Origin of the sequence: Pelagicoccus enzymogenes (assembly GCF_014803405.1) — a bacterium.
Lineage (GTDB): Bacteria > Verrucomicrobiota > Verrucomicrobiia > Opitutales > Opitutaceae > Pelagicoccus > Pelagicoccus enzymogenes.
This window is the reverse complement of sequence record NZ_JACYFG010000040.1, coordinates 61,200-76,696: the sequence shown is the minus strand read 5'-3', so window position 1 is coordinate 76,696 and position 15,497 is coordinate 61,200. Positions and strand designations below refer to the sequence as shown.

The following is a 15,497-nucleotide window of genomic DNA, read 5'->3' as shown; positions in this document are numbered from 1 at the left end:
ACAAATTGCGCTAGCGGACGCAGGCGAGTTCGATGGCGTCGCGCAAGTGCTCGATTTTGAAGGGCTTGGTGAGGTAGTGGTCCATGCCGGCGGAAATGGCGCGATCGCGGTCGTACTGGATATTGTGGGCGGTGAGGCCGATGATGGGTACGTCGCGGTTGATCGATCCGCATTGGCCGTTGCGGATCATGCGGGTAAGGGTGAGGCCGTCGACTTCAGGCATTTGCAGGTCTAAGAGCACGAAGTCGTAGGGCGTCCGTTCGATGAGGGTGCGAGCGGTTTCTCCGTCGTTGGCTTGGGTGGGGGATGGATATCCGAGCTGGCGGAGGAAGTGCTCGAGCAGGAGGCGGTTGTTGGCGTTGTCTTCGGCGATGAGGATTTTCAGCTTGGAGGGCTCCTTGTTGAGTTGGGAGCGGGTGCCGATCTTGGATGAGTGCACGTCGGGGGCGTCGCTGGCGTAGTCGAATTGGAAGTCGACTTTGAAGGAGGTGCCGATGAGGGTTTCGGACTCGAACTGGATTTGTCCTCTCATTCCGGATACGAGACGATTAACGATGGCTAGGCCCATGCCGATGCCGCCGTGAGCGCGGGTGAGCGAGGAGTCGATTTGCTTGAAGGGCTCGAAAACGCTGTGACGTTGGTCGACCGCGATCCCGCAGCCGGTGTCCTCGACGGTGTATTGGATAGCGACGCTGCCGTTGGGCTTGGGTTGGGATTGGGCGATGACGCGCACGCTGCCGCTATCGGTAAACTTGATAGCGTTTTGCACGAGGTTGGAGAGGATTTGCCGCAAGCCGATGGGGTCGGCCATGACGGTGCCTTCGAAGTCGCCGAGGTGGCGGAAGGTGATGTGCAGGTTTTTGCTGCGGGCGATTTGGGTGAAGGAGTCGACGGTTTCGCGGGCGATCTCGATGGGATCGCAGGGCTGGTAGCGTCCGCTCAGGTCGCGGTCGGCGAGGTTGGCGTAGTCCATCATGCTGCTGAGCATGCTCAGGAGATGGTCGCCGCTTTGCTCGATGGTGAGGGCGAGGTTTCTCTGCTCCTGTGAGGTTTCGTTGAGGCAGAGGAGTTGGGCGAAGCCGAGGATGGCGTTGAGGGGCGTGCGCACTTCGTGGCCCAGCATGCCTAGGAATTCGCGCTTGATGTCGTCGGCCCGTTCGGCGGCTTTGGTCGCGTGGCGGGCGGTTTGTTCGGCGAGTTTCGTGTAGTATTGGCCGGCCAGGACTTCGGCGTAGAGGCAAAGCAGTGGGCCGGTCTTGGCATTGATGGAAGGGCTCTCGATAAGGTCGTCGACCGATAGGTAGCCGGTGAGCTCGCCACCTCGGTAGAGGGGAGCGGTGAAGTGCACGCCGCGGGCGATGATGCCTCCCTCGGAGTCTCGCAGTGGACTGTCCGTCTTGTGGAAGTAGTAGGGCTCCGTTTCCCACGCTTGACGCTGGGGGCCGACCGTCCCGTGGTCGAAGACCTTGTTGTGCCGCTCGTCCACGACATTGCCGTCCGGGTCGACTCCGAAAGTCCCCTTCAGGGCATGGAAGCCGCCGTCGAAGAACCAGACGCTGAGCCGGCTGAAGTTGAGCGTGTGGCGTCCTTGTTCGACGGCGTAGCGCAGGACGTCGTCGGGATCCTCGAGCGAACTAAGGAGTTTCGCGATCTGGCGTACCTTGGGAATCGCTCTTTGCAGAAAGTCGTTGGGGGCGGGGGGCAGCGATGGGGACGAATTTTCGGACGACATAGGCGAGGAGGGTGTCGGGATGCGACAGGCCGAGGAAGGAGCACGCAATCAGAGCCGCCCTTACAATTCAATTAAAACGTCTACGTATTCACACGGGCGAGGCGGTCGTACTTCGGGGGCTTTGCCTTTTGCGGTGGGGAAGGCTCACCAGGGCGGGAAGGGAGGCCGCCCCTCTTCTGGGAAAGGCTTCCCAAAACCGCGTCTGCGGGCGGTTTCGAGATTGGAGGAAAACGTCCGTTAGTTGTTGATGCTCAGTGTTTAGAAGCGTTGTTTTTCAATTTGGCGCGTGCGATGCATTGAGCGTTGCCTATGAAAATTTCTAGCATCTTCCGTTTGGTCCTTTGTGGACTTTCTCTCGTCGCCGCCGCCAGCGCTTGGGCTCAAGACAAAGGGCCGGGGCGCGCGGGCCGGGCAGGCATCGAAGGCTTGGTACAGCAGCTGGATCCAAGCGATTCTCAGCGTGAGCAGTTTCGAGCGATCTTTGCGGAGTCGCGCGAGGCGCGTAAGGCGATCTTTGCCAAGCATGGCATCGAGATGGGCAAGGGTAACCGTCCGGATCCCGAGCAGATGAAGGCGATCCAGCCGGAGATGGCAGCCTTGCGCAAGGAAACCGAGTCGAAGATCCAGGCGATCTTGACGGAAGAGCAGGTGGCGAAGCTGCAGGAGCTGCGGGCTCGCGGCAACAAGGGTGGCAAAAATGGCCTCAAGAGAAAGAGGAAGGGCGAAGAGGAGGCCGATTCGGAATAGCTCCCGCGTAGCTGCTTTTGTATTCTTTTAGTGGGTACGTAGTAGTCGATCGTTCGCTAGACTCTCGGGTCTAGCGAACTTTTTTGCGCCTGTTCGTTTCGAATCGCAATCCTCCCGAGTGCCGTCTTTTTTACGGGGCGTGAAGGCAGCTCGTGAATTCAAGTTGGTCGTGTTCGACCTCGACTTTACTCTTTGGGATGCGGGAGGAGTTTGGTGCGATTGCTTGCAGCCTCCGTTTTCCCTTCGCGATGGCAAGGTACGCGATGCATCGGGCGCGGTGGTCCGCGTTTACGAGGAGATCCCACCTTCGTTGCGAGCTCTCTCCGCTGCAGGGTTCGAGCTGGGAATCGCTTCTCGCACCACGCAGCCAAGCTGGGCCCGCTCCTTGCTCGATTTGCTTAAGCTGCGTGACTGCTTTGCCTTCGAGGAAATCTACCCGTCGTCGAAAGTGAGGCACTTTGCGGAGCTGAAGGCAGCCTCGGGCTACGACTACGGGGAGATGTTGTTCTTCGACGACGAGCTCAGAAACGTGGAGGAAGTGGGGGAGCTGGGCGTGCGGTGCGTGCACGTGAGGAATGGATTTCGCCGCGCTCTCCTCGACGCGGAAATTTCGCTTTTTCAGTGAACGATGACGATCTGGTTGGTTGAGTATTTTGGTAGTCGAGAACTCAATACGTTGTTTTGGGTGGCGACTGCGAGCTCAGCCCCGTTTTGGATTCTGATGCTGTTTTGGCCGCGTAGTCGATTGACGCATACGCTGTGTCGCCTCTGGCTGGCTCCTCCGCTACTGGGCGTTTTCTATCTTTACTTGCTCTATCTTGCCAACGACTTGACGGGGCTGCCGCGATTAGAGGGAGTGGAGATGAAGAACGTGCGCCGGTTTTGGGCGCACCCGATTCTATTCATCGCTTTGTGGATGCATCGATTGGCCATGGATCTCTTTGTGGGAATTTGGATCGCTCGCTTCGCTCGTTTTCGAGGGTGGGAAGTGCGCTTCGAATTGTTGCTGGTCTGGTTGTTGGGACCGATTGGAACCTTGGTATTTGCAGGCCGCTATTGGGTGGCGACCGTGATCAGCAAGTTCAGGGCGCGGCAGGACTCCGAAGCGGATTAGCTGTTTTGTCGCCGCCATTGGCCGGGGGTGAGGCCCAGCTCGCGTCGAAAGACTTGGGAGAGGTAGATGGCGGACTGGAAGCCGGAGGCGTCTGCGATGTCCTCCAGGGTGCGATTGCTGTGGCGCAGGAGATCGCGGGCATGGTTCAGCTTGGTTCGCAGAATCTCCTTGAAGACGGTGCGCCCGAGGTGGCGCTTGAACTCCTTTTCCAGCAAGCTGCGGCAGATCGAGGTTTGAGCTACGACTTGGGAAACGGAGATTGGATCGCAGGCATGGGATCGAATGTAACGCAGGGCTCGGGGGAGGTGGGGCGAGTCGATCGCGAGGATGTCGGTCGAGGCGCGGGTTACGACTTCCGTGGAAGGAATAAGCTGCTCCATCGGTATCCGTTTTTTGGATGAAGTCATCATTTGATGAAGCAAGCTGGCAGCTAGGTGCCCGATTTGAGCGGCGTCGGTGGCGACGCTGGAAAGGGGCGTGGGTGAGAGGGTGCAGAGGTGCTCGTCGTTGTCTACTCCCAGGACGGCGAGGCTTTCGGGAACGGAAATTTCGGACCGCGTCGCGGCGTCTATCGTCTCGCGGGCCAATAGGTCGTCCACGCAGAGAATGGCAGTGCGGTCGGGCAGTCTCTTTAGCCATTTTCCGAGCCGTTTTTGCTGGGCTTCCCAAGTGGCGGCGGGGCGTCCCAGGCGGGTGTCGGTGAAGGTGGCGCAGGGGTAGCCGTTTTGCTCGACCTGCTCCTTGAAGAAGCGGCAACGTTGATCCAGGTGCGGGTGGTAGGCAGGCGGGGCTCCTACGATGGCGAAGCTCTGGAAACCGCGGTCGCGGAAATGTTGATAGGCGAGGGAGGCGACGCTACGGTTGTCCACCCCTACGAATGGAACGGGGAGATCAGGCAGGATTCCGCGCAGGTCGATGAGCGGGATGTTGCGAGAGAGCAGGAGCTCCGCGGTGGCTGGGTCGCTGACGCGGGCGAGGATTCCATCACCTTGCCAGTCCTTCAGCCAGGGCGGGGTGGTTCGGCCGAAGCCGGAGGGTTCGAAGTAGACGGACCAGCTTGGGTTTTCGCGGGTGAAGCGAGCTACGCCCCCGAGCAAGCCTCGGCCATAGGCCCGGGAGGTTTCGATGAGGAGTGCGACTTTGTAGCGTCGCTTGTTTTGAGGGCGGATGGCTTTCAATGACGAAATTTATAGAACAAGATAACTTAACAATAATAAGAGAAATGGTAATGTCTCAAGGTCGGATTTAAGTTATAGTGCGGGCATGCAAGATGCGGCGAATAAAGATGAGTTGAGCTTTGCGAGGGAATCTCGTTTGGCGATGCGGCGTGGGGAGTGGACGGGAGTGACGCAGTTTCGAGGTAAGGATCAGGTACTGGCCAACTTGGTGGTGATTTCAAAGGAGCTTGCCTACGATTTCGTGGTCTATTGCCAGCGCAACCCGAAGCCGTGCCCCGTGATCGAGATCTTGGAGCCTAGCGATCCCGAACCCCGCTACAGCGCCCCCGGCGCGGACTTGAGAACTGACTTGGCGAGCTACCGGGTGTTCCGCAACGGCCACTTCGAGGCGGACGTGCGCGAGATCGGCGACCTGTGGCGGGAGGACAGCGTGGCGTTTTTGATTGGGTCGAGCTTGTCCTTCGACAATGCTCTCGCGCGTGCGGGCGTCCCGTATTCTCCGGACGTATGGGTATTGAATTCTTCGATACCGACGCGACCTTCGGGAAAGTTTTCCGGCAACATGGTGGTAACCATGCGCTGGATGAGCGCGGAACAGGCGGTGATCGCCACGCAGTTGACAGCGCGCTATTACAACAACCATGGTGCTCCGGTGCACATCGGGGATCCGGCGGCGATCGGAGCCGACATGGCGAATCCTATTGTGGGTGCACCGGTGGAGATGATTCCGGAGGGAGTGGTTCCGGTGTTTTGGGCCTGTGGGGTCACGCCGCAGGTGACCTTGCTCGAGGCCAAGCCGGATCTCTTGATCACGCACACTCCCGCCCATCCGTTCATGTGCGACCTGAAGGTGGACCGGATTTGCCTGCCTTGAAAATTTGCTTGAACCTGCATTGCGGCGTGCCGCGAGCGGCAGCCCAATTCGACGAACCCTGAAATATTAGTCCCCATGAAAAGAAGAGAATTCATCCGTACTGCTGGTGTAGGAGCGGGCCTCGCCTGGTCGCTCAACGCTTTTGCGGCTAAGGAAAAGGAAAGCGCCAAGAAACGATCTGCTAACGACCGCATTAATATCGGTTTGATCGGCGTGAAAAACTTGGGAGGCAAGGTACATATGCCGTCGGTTATCGGCTCCGCAGAATGCCAGTTGGTGGGAATTTGCGATGTCGATGCCAATGTGGCCCAAGACGCTTTGGCCAAAGCGGAAGCGCTCTACGCGGAGCAAGAAGGGAAAAGTGGATACAAGGGGATCAAGACCTACGGAGACTTTCGGGAGCTGTTGCGTCGTCCGGATTTGGACGCGGTGATGATCGCTACGCCAGACCACTGGCACGTGCCGCTCGCTAAGGAAGCGATCCGTGCGGGACTCGATGTCTATGTGGAGAAACCGCTTTCCTTGCATATCGAGGAAGGGCGGGAGTTGGTCGAGCTCTTGAAAAAGCATCCCCAGGTCCTGCAGGTCGGCAGCCAGCAACGTTCGCAGGAGAAGTTTATCATCGCCAGCGAGTTTGTACGCAATGGTCTCCTAGGAGAAATCAAGCACGTGGACGTCTCGATCATGACTCGTTCCGGCAGTGCTGAGAAATGGGAGCCGGAACCTATTCCCGAAGGACTCGACTACGATATGTGGCTGGGGCCCGCTCCTTGGTCGGAATACCACTCGGAGCGAGTACATTACAACTTTCGATTCGTTCCGGAGATCTCAGGGGGCGAAATCGCGAACTGGGGTGCACATTTTCTTGATACGGCCCAGATGGGATTGGGCACTGACCACACGGGGCCGGTTTCAGTGAGGGGTATGGGGCAGCGAAACCCGGTTGGAGCGCGGCACACGAGTTTTTTCGATCTCGATGTAGACTACGAATACGCGAATGGAGTTACCATGAAGCTGCATTCCGGAAAGAACGGGGTTACCTTTTTTGGAACGAGGGGTCAGCTCTACGTGAATCGCGATGAGCTTTGGACCGATCCGAAAGAATTGATTCGTGAATACAAGCAACGCGACGATTTGGCGGTCAGGCTCCGCAAGACCAAGGGCAGTCATTTCCAGAATTGGTTGTCCTGCGTGCGTTCGCGCAAGGCGGATGATTTGCATGCTTCCGCCGAAGTAGGACATCGTTCGGCGACGCTCTGCCACCTGGCGAATATTGCGATCGATTTAGGAAGGCCTCTCTATTGGAATCCCGAGCGAGAGAGCTTCGTGGCAGACGCTCATGCCAACGCCTTGGTGAACCGACCTTCGCGAGCGAAGTGGAGATTTTAGTCATGAGGCTCCTCGCGACTTTCCTGATCGTTCTCTCTAGCGCTTGTTTCGGATTCGGCGAGCCGCTGAGGCTCCACCTACTTTCCGGTTCAGAGGAATACAAGTCGGAGAAGAGCCTTTCGGTTTGGGCGGAGCGGCTGCAGGAGCTGTACGGAGTCCAGTGTACCTTTAGCTTAGGTACGGACAAGGTGGATACCGTGGATGGCCTCGAAGCGATGGACGAGGCGGACGTTTTGGTCGTTTTCTGTCGCCGCTGGATTTTGCAGGGGGAAGAGGCGCAGCGCATCGTGGACTGGTGCGAGCAGGGCAAGCCGGTGCTGGCAATTCGCACGGGGAGCCATGCCTTCGAATTCTACAAGGAGTTCGACTCAAAAATCCTAGGCGGTGACTACAGCGGACACGGCCCCGCAGAAGATGGTATCCGTATCGAAATCGTGGATGCAAGCCGGACGGATCCGATCCTCTATCAACTTACAAGCTGGTCGCGACCCGGTAAGTTGTATCGTAACCCGAATATTGCCAGCGACGTGCAGGTACTTCTGACGGCGAAGTCTCCCAATGAAGAAGCTCCCGTTGCCTGGAAGCGAATCAATGGGGAACAACGCGTTTTTTATACGAGCCTAGGCGTGCCGGCGGACTTTCGGAACGAGCGGTTTTTGGGAATGCTTGATCGAGCCCTGTTTTGGGTGGCGGATCGTAAGTGAGCTAGCCAGTGATCAATCAGGCAGCCATCAGTTAGTAGAGCGGGATGCCGATTGCCAGGTTGAATGGGAAGGTGATTCCCAAGCTCGTGAATAAGCAGTAAGCAGGATTGGCTTCCGGCAGCGCGATACGAGCGGCAGCGGCGTCGGAAGCCGATTTGAAAATCAGTTCTTTGGATACGTAGAATGCTGCTATGCTCAAGAAGGCTCCGAGAGCGATTGCCCCGAGCGCCACAGGAGCGACTGTGAGGAAACTGGTTTCTGCGATCGAGGCGCCGCCTTTGAATCCGATGGGCAAGAGCAAGTATACCGCAAGGCCTTAGTAGACCTGTTCGGGGATCTTCAGGTTGCTTCTGGCGAAGACGGCCATGACTCCAGCCCCGAAGGCGACGACCAGAGGAGAGAACAAGTTAGCCTAGAGGGTGGTGTGGTCCATTTGCTTTGCGTGTCACGCTCTCTTAGCTCTCTAAATGCGAAAAATAATTCGCGAAAAAAATGTCTTAATACTTGACTGTAGATTTAAAATGCGAAAATAAATTCGTGTATAGGTTAACGTATAAAATAGAAGGACACACGAACGATGAGAACTAGCATCATTGATAACACGCTTGAGAGGATTACCAATCTGTGGTCCCAAGAGCGTCCGAAGCGCGAGAAGCGCGTTTCGTCGTCGGGGTTGGCCAAGCGGGTCTGGAAGACCGATGGCAGCCGTCTCACCAACATCGCGACTCGGCCAAGCGGGACTCGCTTTCGCTTGTTCAATTAGGAGGGGGCGAAGATGAGCATACTTTGCATGGACGTGGGAACCAAGGCTCCCATCCAAATCGAAACGGTAGACATGCGTTTGCATGCGGGCTACCGGAAGACTCTCGTGGACAAGGCAGGAGCCTTGTTCAGGCGACATAGCCAGTTGCTGGGCTTGAAGCTCAGCATCCGTCGCAGCGAAACCGGCAAGGCGACGGCCGAATATGCTACCACCGCCCGACTGGTGCTGCCCGGCTACGACAAGATCGTGGTCAAGCGGGGACAGCGGCTCTCGGCGGTGATCGCCGAAACGCTAGAGGTCGCGGGGCGCCAGCTGCGCCGTCGGGCCAGAGCTTTGCGAGCTAAGAAACGGACCTAGCTCAACAGAAGAGGAGGGGCTGTCGTCACCGCTAGGGGCGGGGGCGGCAGCTTTTCCGTTTCCGGAGGGGGCTCCTAGCCCGACTCGCCTATGAAAACTAGGGTTTGCCAACCGCGAAACCAAGTATACGAATCCAGATACATGAACGAGAGGTCGGAGTAATTCGCTTCCCAACCAAACGCCCTGATGCATATGGCAATTCAAACCAAGAAAGCGGCAGCAGCGCCTGCCAAGGAACAATCACACTGGACGTTTTTTTCCAACCATGCCCACGTCCTGCTCTGCATCGACATGTCGGACGACAAGGTCTTGCGCGACGTCGCGGTCGAGGTCGGCATAACGGAGCGGGCCGTGCAGAAGATCGTTGCCGACCTAGAGGCGGCCGGTATCATCACTCGTTTCAAGGAAGGCCGCCGCAACCGCTACAAGATCAACCGTCGGGTCAAGCTCCGCCATGCCATCGAGTCGCATCGCACCGTGGGTGACCTGCTGGACTTCGTGCACAAGGATTAGCACTCCCGCGGCGCTTCCCGGGTCGGAGAAGCGGGGCTGCGCAAATAAAACATAAGGTTGTGCTATTTTTGCCCTAGGCGTCTTTTTTGAGTTTGGCTTTGAGGGTCGCGAGGTCCTTTTCCATGCGCTCTAGGGTGGCGACGAGGTCGGCGTTGCCTTTGGGCTCTGGCTCGGCGAGGGAGGCTAGCTCCTGCATGGTGGAGACGATGATGCCGATGAAGAGGTTGAGGATGGTGAAGGTCGCCACCACGATGAAGGGGATGAAGATGGCCCAAGCCCACGGGAAGGCTTCCATCACGGGACGCACGATACCCATGGACCAGCTCTCGAGGGTCATGATTTGGAAGAGGGTGTAGAAGCTCTTGCCGAGCGATCCGAACCACTCGGGGAAGGCTTCGGCGAAGAGCGTGGTTACGAGCACGCCGAAGGTGTAGTAGAAAATGCTCATGAGAGCGATGACGCCTGCCAGTCCCGGGATGGCGTGCATGAAAGCGGCGACCACCTTGCGTAGCTGGGGGATGACGGTGAGCAGTCGCAGGACCCGCAGCACGCGAAGGGAGCGGAGCACGCCCCAGATGCCGGCGCCCGGCATGAGGGCGATGGCCACCACCGCGAAGTCGAAGCAGTTCCATCCGTTGCGCCAGAAACTGAGGCGGTAGATGCTGAGCTTGAGGGCGATTTCCAGGACGAAGTAGGCGAGGCAAAACTTGTCCAGCAGCTTCAAGGCGCCGCCGAAGTCGGCCATGATGGACGGGCTGGTTTCCATGCCCATGAGGATCGCGTTGAAGAGGATGATCGCTGTGGTGGTCCACTGGATACGCGGCGATTCGATCCAGCGGGCCAAGCGGGCTCGCCAAGGAGAGACTCCCTTGCGGGAGAGGAGGTTGATCAAGTCGGATTCGCTCATGTTTTCGTTGAGAAAGGGACGAGAGAAGCACGAAAATAAATTCGTGCAAGTCAATGAGTTTAGCAGGTTTGCGTCGATTGGGGGCGGATAAGCGGCAGGGAACTCAAAGAAGATTGGCGGGTTCCGGGCTTGGGGGGCGCATGGTATAGGGTATGAAGACCCTTACCCTTTTTGCCGCGCTGGCGGCTGCTGTCTCGGCTCATGCCGACAACCCGATCATCACGGATGTATTCACCGCGGATCCGGCTGCCTTGGTTCATGGCGACACGGTGTACCTCTACACCGGGCACGACGAAGCCTTGCCCGACAAGCCTGGCTACGTGATGGACGATTGGCTCTGCTTTTCCTCGACCGACATGGTTAACTGGAAGCCGGAGGGATCGCTGCTCTCGCTGGAAGACTTTCCTTGGGCCAAGGCCAACGCTTGGGCGGCCCACACCATCGAGCGCGACGGCACGTTTTTCTGGTATGTCTCCGTGTGGCGGGGCGAAGGGCTCGGCTTCGCGGTGGGCGTGGCCACGGCCGACAGTCCGACCGGGCCTTTCAGCGACCCTTTGGGAGGTCCCTTGATTTCCAGCGACATGACTCCGGACCCGATCAATCCCGAGGGGCGCCGCGTCACCTGGGACGACATCGACCCGGCTGCCTTCATCGACGACGACGGGCAAGCCTACCTTTTCTGGGGCAACACCAATCTCTACTGGGCGAAGCTCAAGGACAACATGATCGAGCTGGACGGTGAGATTCACCAGATCGAGCTGCCGCACTTCACCGAGGCGCCTTGGATCCACAAGAAGGGAGACCTTTACTACCTCACTTACGCGTGGGGCTTTCCAGAGCGTACGGCTTACGCGACCTCCAAGAGCATTACCGGCCCCTGGGAGTACCGCGGCGTCTTCAAGGGCTTGGCCGGCAACTGCAATACCAACCACCAGTCCATCATCGAATTCAAGGGGCGCGACTACTTCATCTACCACAACGGAGGATTGCTCACCGGCGGGAGCTTCCGTCGGTCGGTCTGCATCGACGAGTTGCGCTACAACGAGGACGGAACGCTGCAGCGCATCGTGCCAACGATCGAGGGCGTGCCAGCGGTCGAGTGAAAGTGATACGGGATTCGGTTCTCGCGAGAGATCCGCTCCCTGTTGAGGAGGAAGCAAATTTAAATACGTATACAGATTAAGACTACAATGACCCTGAAACTGAAAAATACCCTTTCCATGGCTCTCGGCCTCAGCGTTTGCGCGGCTGCTATGGCCGAGCCCGCCCAATACCGTGGCAACCCCATCGTGACGGACATGTTCACGGCTGACCCGTCGCCTCTGGCGCACGACGACACGCTTTATATCTACACCGGGCACGACATCCAGAACGAGACCGACCGTTTCTTCAAGATGCACGACTGGTATGCTTTTTCCACTACAAACATGGTGGACTACCAGAAGCATGGACCCTTGCTCTCGGTGGACGACTTCGAGTGGGCGCAGGGCGACGCCTTTGCCAGCCATGTCACGGAGCGCGACGGCAAGTTCTATTGGTACGTCTCCATCCGCCACAAAGACATCCGCGTGCACGAAGGGTTCGCCATCGGGGTCGCCGTGAGCGACAGTCCGACCGGCCCCTTTCGCGACGCGATCGGCGGGCCGCTCATCACCGACGAGACGCCGAATTCGGTCGTGCTCAACATCGACCCGGCGGTCTACGTGGATGACGACGGCCAGGCTTATATGTACTGGGGCTCCTGGAATGCCGGTCGTTGGGTGAAGCTGAAGGACAACATGGTGGAACTGGAAGGGGAGGTTCACACCTTGGAAGCTCACAATTTCTTCGAGGCGCCTTTCATCCACAAACGGGGCGACACCTATTACCTGACTTACGCGTCTCACTATCCTTCGACCACCGAGTACTCCACCAGCGACAGCGTCACGGGGCCTTGGACCTATCGCGGCGTGATCAACGACCTGCTGCCTAAGTCCGAAACGAACCACCAGGGGATCGTCGAGTTCAAGGGCAATTGGTACTTCATCTACCACAACGCCCAGCTGCCCGGCGGGGGAGTATACCGTCGCTCGGTGTGCGTCGACAAGCTGGAGTACGACGCGGACGGCTTGATAAAGAAAGTGGTTCGCACGGAAACCAGCGTGCCGCGGATCGAGTGAGGAGTGGGGAGCGGGGGCGAAGGGCTTGCGGGATTCGCGGTGACTTCTCCTTCGCCCGGATCGAAGCCATTTATCGGGAGATCGTTGCAAATGTTTGATATCGTGAGAAACGCATCTAGCGTGGGGAACAGTTACGAGGAGCCGATTTCTATCTTGCCCCATTTGAAGGGGGGAAAGGGTTTTTCGATGAGCGTAAACGATACCCCTGAAGACATGACCGCGGAACCGAGCGAGCCAGATAAGCCCCAATGGTCGGGCGCCAACATGGCAGATCTTACGGTTTGCCTGCAGGCGATCGAGGCAGGGGACGAGCGGGCGTCCGAAGAGCTGCTGCCCTTGGTCTATGACGAGCTGCGCCAGCATGCGGGCGTACGCATGGCGCGCGAGTCGTCCTTGCACACCTTGCAGCCGACCGCTCTGGTGCACGAAGCTTGGCTGCGGGTTGTGGGCAAGGGGGGAATCCGTTGGGAAAGCCGGGCCCACTTTTTCGGGGCGGCAGCCGAAGCCATGCGGCGCATTCTCATTGAAAGCGCCCGCAAGAAAGCTCGCCTCAAGCGAGGCGGCGACATGGTGCGAGTCGACTTGGCCAGCATCGACGTGGCTACGGCGACGCCGGAAGAGAAAGTGCTGATGATCGACGAGGCTCTGGAAAAGCTGAAGCAAAAGGATCCGGAGCAGGCCCGCGTGGTCGTGCTCAAGTTTTTCATGAGCCATACTAACGCTGAGGTGGCGGACATGTTGCGTATCAGCGAACGCACGGTGGAACGGCGTTGGGCCTTTGCCAAGGCATGGCTTCTCGATACCATCAAGCAGCAGCAAAACCAGCCTCTATGAGTTCCGAAACCGCTCGCGAAGAAGAGATCTTTGATGCCGCCCGCGCCATTGCGGACGCTCAGGAGCGTAGTGAGTATTTGGAGACGGAATGCTCGGACGATCCGGGTATGTTGCGCCGCTTGAAGTCGATGCTGGAAACCACCGATGAGGTGGACGATTTCTTCGCAGAGAGCGCTCGCGCTATCAATTCCGAGGAAGTCGCGGAAAAGCTGCGCAAGGACCCGGACGAGGAGGAGGAAGTAGGGGTCAAGATCGGCCGCTACCGGCTTTTGCAGCGCTTGGGCGACGGCGGCTGCGGTGTGGTTTACTTAGCCGAGCAGGAAGAGCCCGTGCGCCGGGCGGTGGCCTTGAAGATCATCCGTCTCGGCATGGAAACGGAGCGAGTGATCTCCCGATTCGAAGCGGAGCGTCAGGCTCTGGCCATGATGGATCATCCGAATATCGCTCGCGTTTTCGATGCGGGCGAGACCGCGGGCGGCTCGCCGTACTTTGTGATGGAGCACGTGCGAGGCGAGGCGTTGACCGACTACTGTCGCGCCCATCGCCTAGGTATCATCGATCGGCTCAAGCTCTTCATGCAGGTGTGCCACGCCATTCAGCACGCGCACCAGAAGGGCATCATCCATGGCGACATCAAGCCGTCCAACATCATTGTCAGCGAGCACGACGGCGGGGCGGTGCCGCGGGTAATCGACTTTGGAATCGCCCGCGCGACCGAGGCGGGGTTCAGCGAGATGATGCTTTTCTCCGGCCCGGATAAGCAGGTGCTCGGCACGCCGTCCTACATGAGCCCCGAGCAGGTGCAGCTGGGAGGTTTGGATGTGGATACGCGCAGCGACGTCTACAGTCTGGGCGTCTTGCTTTATGAGCTGCTGACCGATGTGCAGCCCTTCGACCAGGATCGCTTGGCCAACGTGGGCATCGCGGATTTGCGTCGCATCGTGGGCAAGGAAGATCCGCCGCTCCCTTCGGCTCGCATCCTGAGCCTAAGTAGTGAGAAGGTGAATACGATTGCGGAGTCTTTGAACAAGACGCCTAAGAGTTTGGTTTCGCGACTTAAGGGCGATCTTGACTGTATCGTGATGAAGGCGATGTCGAAGGATCGTCGCCGCCGCTACGAAACGGCGGATGCCCTGGCGACTGAGATCAAGCGGTACTTGGCGGACGAGCCGGTGGCGGCCCACTCGCCGGGATTTTTCTATCGCTACCGCAAGATGGTGAAGCGAAACCGCAGCATGGTGCTGGCCTCCACGGCGGTTGCCTTGACCTTGATTTTTGGACTGGGGCTTTCCACTTGGTTGCTCATCCGCGAGCGGGAGGCCCGCCAGCGGGCGGAGGCAGCGGAGCAGCAGCAGGCTCGCTTGCGCCTGGAAGCGGAATTTCGTGGGCAGTTGACGGAGGCGGCGATGTTGGTGAGCCGAGAAGAGTACGCTGAAGCGGACGTGCTGTTGGGGGGCGTAGAGCTCAACGAGGCGACTATGGAAGGGGCGGCCGTTTTCCGAGCCTTGGGCGAGTGGCATGCCATCAACGGTCGTTGGCGTTTGGCGGCCGAGCGCTTCAAGACCTTGCTGAAGGTGAACCAGCTGGAGGGGGCGGACGTCTCCAGTTTGGATTACCTGGAATTGGGGCCGGTGCTCATCGAGCTGGGGGATTTGGACGAGTACGACCGTTTCCGACGCGAGGCGGTAGAACGCTTTTCCGGCGTGGATATGCCTTTCGCGGACCGCATCGTGAAGATCAGTCTCCTGGTTTCGGCCAACGGGGAGATGCTGCGGCAACTGGAGCCCTTTGCGGAAGCGTCGAAGGCCTCAATACACGCTGCAGAGACTTCGGGCGACAACTTCCAGGCAGCGTGGCGGTCCATGTCCCATGCGCTTTTCGAGTATCGGCGAGCCAATTATGCGGAAGCGGCTACCTACGCGAAACGCTGTTTCGCGTACGGCGCCCCGAACGCGCCTCGCGACGCGGCGGCTGGCTTCGTATTGGCCATGGCATCGTACCAGATGGGGCGGACGGAGGAGGCGGAGTCTGCCTACCGGGCGGCTGCTCGGTTGGTGGAGAGCAAGTATTTGACGAATATCGACCCCGGCAACCCGGTGCAAGGGTTCTGGTTCGACTGGGCCTTCGCGCGGGTGATCATGCGGGAAGCGTCCCGGCTTTTAGGAATGGAGTAGGTTCTTGTGTAAGCGACCTTGTGTCGCGAAAGGGGGGATCCTGCAGCACGGA

17 protein-coding genes are annotated in these 15,497 nt (G+C 58.6%); 13 read left to right on the top strand and 4 right to left on the bottom strand.

The features are described from left to right. Positions 1 to 10: 10 nt before the first annotated feature. Positions 11 to 1,732, bottom strand: coding sequence for a response regulator (locus tag IEN85_RS16750; protein WP_191618253.1), 1,722 nt, complete (start codon positions 1,730 to 1,732; stop codon positions 11 to 13). A gap of 309 nt (positions 1,733 to 2,041) precedes the next feature. Here IEN85_RS16750 and IEN85_RS16745 point away from each other — a divergent pair, with 309 nt between their 5' ends. The 3 genes from IEN85_RS16745 (at position 2,042) to IEN85_RS16735 (ending at position 3,593) form a co-directional block, all read left to right on the top strand. After that, complete coding sequence (locus IEN85_RS16745; RefSeq protein WP_191618252.1) at positions 2,042 to 2,479, top strand: Spy/CpxP family protein refolding chaperone; 438 nt, start codon at positions 2,042 to 2,044, stop codon at positions 2,477 to 2,479. 139 nt (positions 2,480 to 2,618) lie between these two features. Then, positions 2,619 to 3,104: a magnesium-dependent phosphatase-1 gene (locus IEN85_RS16740; protein ID WP_191618251.1), complete on the top strand. Its 486-nt coding sequence runs from the start codon at positions 2,619 to 2,621 to the stop codon at positions 3,102 to 3,104. Positions 3,105 to 3,107: 3 nt separating this feature from the next. Then, entirely contained in the window at positions 3,108 to 3,593 is a 486-nt protein-coding gene (locus IEN85_RS16735) for an abscisic acid-deficient protein Aba4 family protein (protein ID WP_191618250.1), read from the top strand. Here the strand turns inward: IEN85_RS16735 and IEN85_RS16730 are convergent. Then, positions 3,590 to 4,771 carry an AraC family transcriptional regulator gene (locus IEN85_RS16730; protein WP_191618249.1) on the bottom strand — a complete coding sequence of 394 codons (1,182 nt, stop codon included), beginning with the start codon at positions 4,769 to 4,771 and terminating at the stop codon, positions 3,590 to 3,592. The genes IEN85_RS16735 and IEN85_RS16730 overlap by 4 nt on opposite strands. 85 nt (positions 4,772 to 4,856) lie before the next feature. On the opposite strand from IEN85_RS16730, the gene IEN85_RS16725 reads away from it, so the two are divergent. From IEN85_RS16725 to IEN85_RS16715, 3 genes are all read left to right on the top strand, one after another. Further along, positions 4,857 to 5,645, top strand: coding sequence for a D-glutamate cyclase family protein (locus IEN85_RS16725; protein WP_191618248.1), 789 nt, complete (start codon positions 4,857 to 4,859; stop codon positions 5,643 to 5,645). A gap of 75 nt (positions 5,646 to 5,720) precedes the next feature. Beyond that, positions 5,721 to 7,034 (top strand): Gfo/Idh/MocA family protein, encoded by a 1,314-nt coding sequence (locus IEN85_RS16720; RefSeq protein ID WP_191618247.1) that lies wholly within the window; start codon positions 5,721 to 5,723, stop codon positions 7,032 to 7,034. A 2-nt stretch (positions 7,035 to 7,036) separates the two neighbouring features. Further along, positions 7,037 to 7,738, top strand: coding sequence for a ThuA domain-containing protein (locus IEN85_RS16715; RefSeq protein WP_191618246.1), 702 nt, complete (start codon positions 7,037 to 7,039; stop codon positions 7,736 to 7,738). A 31-nt stretch (positions 7,739 to 7,769) separates the two neighbouring features. On the opposite strand, the gene IEN85_RS16710 is transcribed toward IEN85_RS16715, so the two are convergent. Beyond that, complete coding sequence (locus IEN85_RS16710; protein WP_191618245.1) at positions 7,770 to 8,039, bottom strand: sodium-dependent bicarbonate transport family permease; 270 nt, start codon at positions 8,037 to 8,039, stop codon at positions 7,770 to 7,772. 276 nt (positions 8,040 to 8,315) lie between these two features. Between IEN85_RS16710 and IEN85_RS16705 the strand changes: the two genes are divergently transcribed. From IEN85_RS16705 to IEN85_RS16695, 3 genes are all read left to right on the top strand, one after another. Then, on the top strand, positions 8,316 to 8,501 hold the full coding sequence (locus IEN85_RS16705) for a hypothetical protein (RefSeq protein WP_191618244.1): 186 nt from the start codon (positions 8,316 to 8,318) through the stop codon (positions 8,499 to 8,501). Positions 8,502 to 8,513: 12 nt separating this feature from the next. After that, complete coding sequence (locus IEN85_RS16700; protein ID WP_191618243.1) at positions 8,514 to 8,858, top strand: hypothetical protein; 345 nt, start codon at positions 8,514 to 8,516, stop codon at positions 8,856 to 8,858. Between the two features lie 192 nt (positions 8,859 to 9,050). After that, the gene (locus IEN85_RS16695) at positions 9,051 to 9,371 is read left to right on the top strand and encodes a helix-turn-helix transcriptional regulator (protein ID WP_224772690.1); all 321 of its coding nucleotides are present in this window, start codon (positions 9,051 to 9,053) and stop codon (positions 9,369 to 9,371) included. Between the two features lie 73 nt (positions 9,372 to 9,444). On the opposite strand, the gene IEN85_RS16690 is transcribed toward IEN85_RS16695, so the two are convergent. Next, on the bottom strand, positions 9,445 to 10,278 hold the full coding sequence (locus IEN85_RS16690) for an ion transporter (RefSeq protein ID WP_191618241.1): 834 nt from the start codon (positions 10,276 to 10,278) through the stop codon (positions 9,445 to 9,447). Positions 10,279 to 10,430: 152 nt separating this feature from the next. On the opposite strand from IEN85_RS16690, the gene IEN85_RS16685 reads away from it, so the two are divergent. The 4 genes from IEN85_RS16685 to IEN85_RS16670 all read left to right on the top strand — a co-directional run bounded on the left by IEN85_RS16685 (position 10,431) and on the right by IEN85_RS16670 (position 15,445). After that, on the top strand, positions 10,431 to 11,381 hold the full coding sequence (locus IEN85_RS16685) for a glycoside hydrolase family 43 protein (protein WP_191618240.1): 951 nt from the start codon (positions 10,431 to 10,433) through the stop codon (positions 11,379 to 11,381). Between the two features lie 87 nt (positions 11,382 to 11,468). Next, positions 11,469 to 12,437 carry a glycoside hydrolase family 43 protein gene (locus IEN85_RS16680; RefSeq protein ID WP_191618239.1) on the top strand — a complete coding sequence of 323 codons (969 nt, stop codon included), beginning with the start codon at positions 11,469 to 11,471 and terminating at the stop codon, positions 12,435 to 12,437. Between the two features lie 186 nt (positions 12,438 to 12,623). Then, complete coding sequence (locus tag IEN85_RS16675; RefSeq protein ID WP_224772689.1) at positions 12,624 to 13,271, top strand: sigma-70 family RNA polymerase sigma factor; 648 nt, start codon at positions 12,624 to 12,626, stop codon at positions 13,269 to 13,271. Beyond that, on the top strand, positions 13,268 to 15,445 hold the full coding sequence (locus IEN85_RS16670) for a serine/threonine-protein kinase (RefSeq protein ID WP_191618238.1): 2,178 nt from the start codon (positions 13,268 to 13,270) through the stop codon (positions 15,443 to 15,445). Before IEN85_RS16675 ends, IEN85_RS16670 begins: the two co-directional genes overlap by 4 nt. Positions 15,446 to 15,497 lie beyond the last annotated feature (52 nt).

What these genes read in the sequence shown, in the direction of transcription:
- IEN85_RS16670 (WP_191618238.1), top strand. Translation starts at nt 13,268, where the DNA reads ATGAGTTCCGAAACCGCTCGCGAAGAAGAGATCTTTGATGCCGCCCGC.
- IEN85_RS16725 (WP_191618248.1), top strand. Translation starts at nt 4,857, where the DNA reads ATGCAAGATGCGGCGAATAAAGATGAGTTGAGCTTTGCGAGGGAATCT.
- IEN85_RS16720 (WP_191618247.1), top strand. Translation starts at nt 5,721, where the DNA reads ATGAAAAGAAGAGAATTCATCCGTACTGCTGGTGTAGGAGCGGGCCTC.
- IEN85_RS16700 (WP_191618243.1), top strand. Translation starts at nt 8,514, where the DNA reads ATGAGCATACTTTGCATGGACGTGGGAACCAAGGCTCCCATCCAAATC.
- IEN85_RS16675 (WP_224772689.1), top strand. Translation starts at nt 12,624, where the DNA reads ATGAGCGTAAACGATACCCCTGAAGACATGACCGCGGAACCGAGCGAG.
- IEN85_RS16715 (WP_191618246.1), top strand. Translation starts at nt 7,037, where the DNA reads ATGAGGCTCCTCGCGACTTTCCTGATCGTTCTCTCTAGCGCTTGTTTC.
- IEN85_RS16745 (WP_191618252.1), top strand. Translation starts at nt 2,042, where the DNA reads ATGAAAATTTCTAGCATCTTCCGTTTGGTCCTTTGTGGACTTTCTCTC.
- IEN85_RS16750 (WP_191618253.1), bottom strand. Translation starts at nt 1,732, where the DNA reads ATGTCGTCCGAAAATTCGTCCCCATCGCTGCCCCCCGCCCCCAACGAC.
- IEN85_RS16705 (WP_191618244.1), top strand. Translation starts at nt 8,316, where the DNA reads ATGAGAACTAGCATCATTGATAACACGCTTGAGAGGATTACCAATCTG.
- IEN85_RS16735 (WP_191618250.1), top strand. Translation starts at nt 3,108, where the DNA reads ATGACGATCTGGTTGGTTGAGTATTTTGGTAGTCGAGAACTCAATACG.
- IEN85_RS16680 (WP_191618239.1), top strand. Translation starts at nt 11,469, where the DNA reads ATGACCCTGAAACTGAAAAATACCCTTTCCATGGCTCTCGGCCTCAGC.
- IEN85_RS16685 (WP_191618240.1), top strand. Translation starts at nt 10,431, where the DNA reads ATGAAGACCCTTACCCTTTTTGCCGCGCTGGCGGCTGCTGTCTCGGCT.
- IEN85_RS16695 (WP_224772690.1), top strand. Translation starts at nt 9,051, where the DNA reads ATGGCAATTCAAACCAAGAAAGCGGCAGCAGCGCCTGCCAAGGAACAA.
- IEN85_RS16690 (WP_191618241.1), bottom strand. Translation starts at nt 10,278, where the DNA reads ATGAGCGAATCCGACTTGATCAACCTCCTCTCCCGCAAGGGAGTCTCT.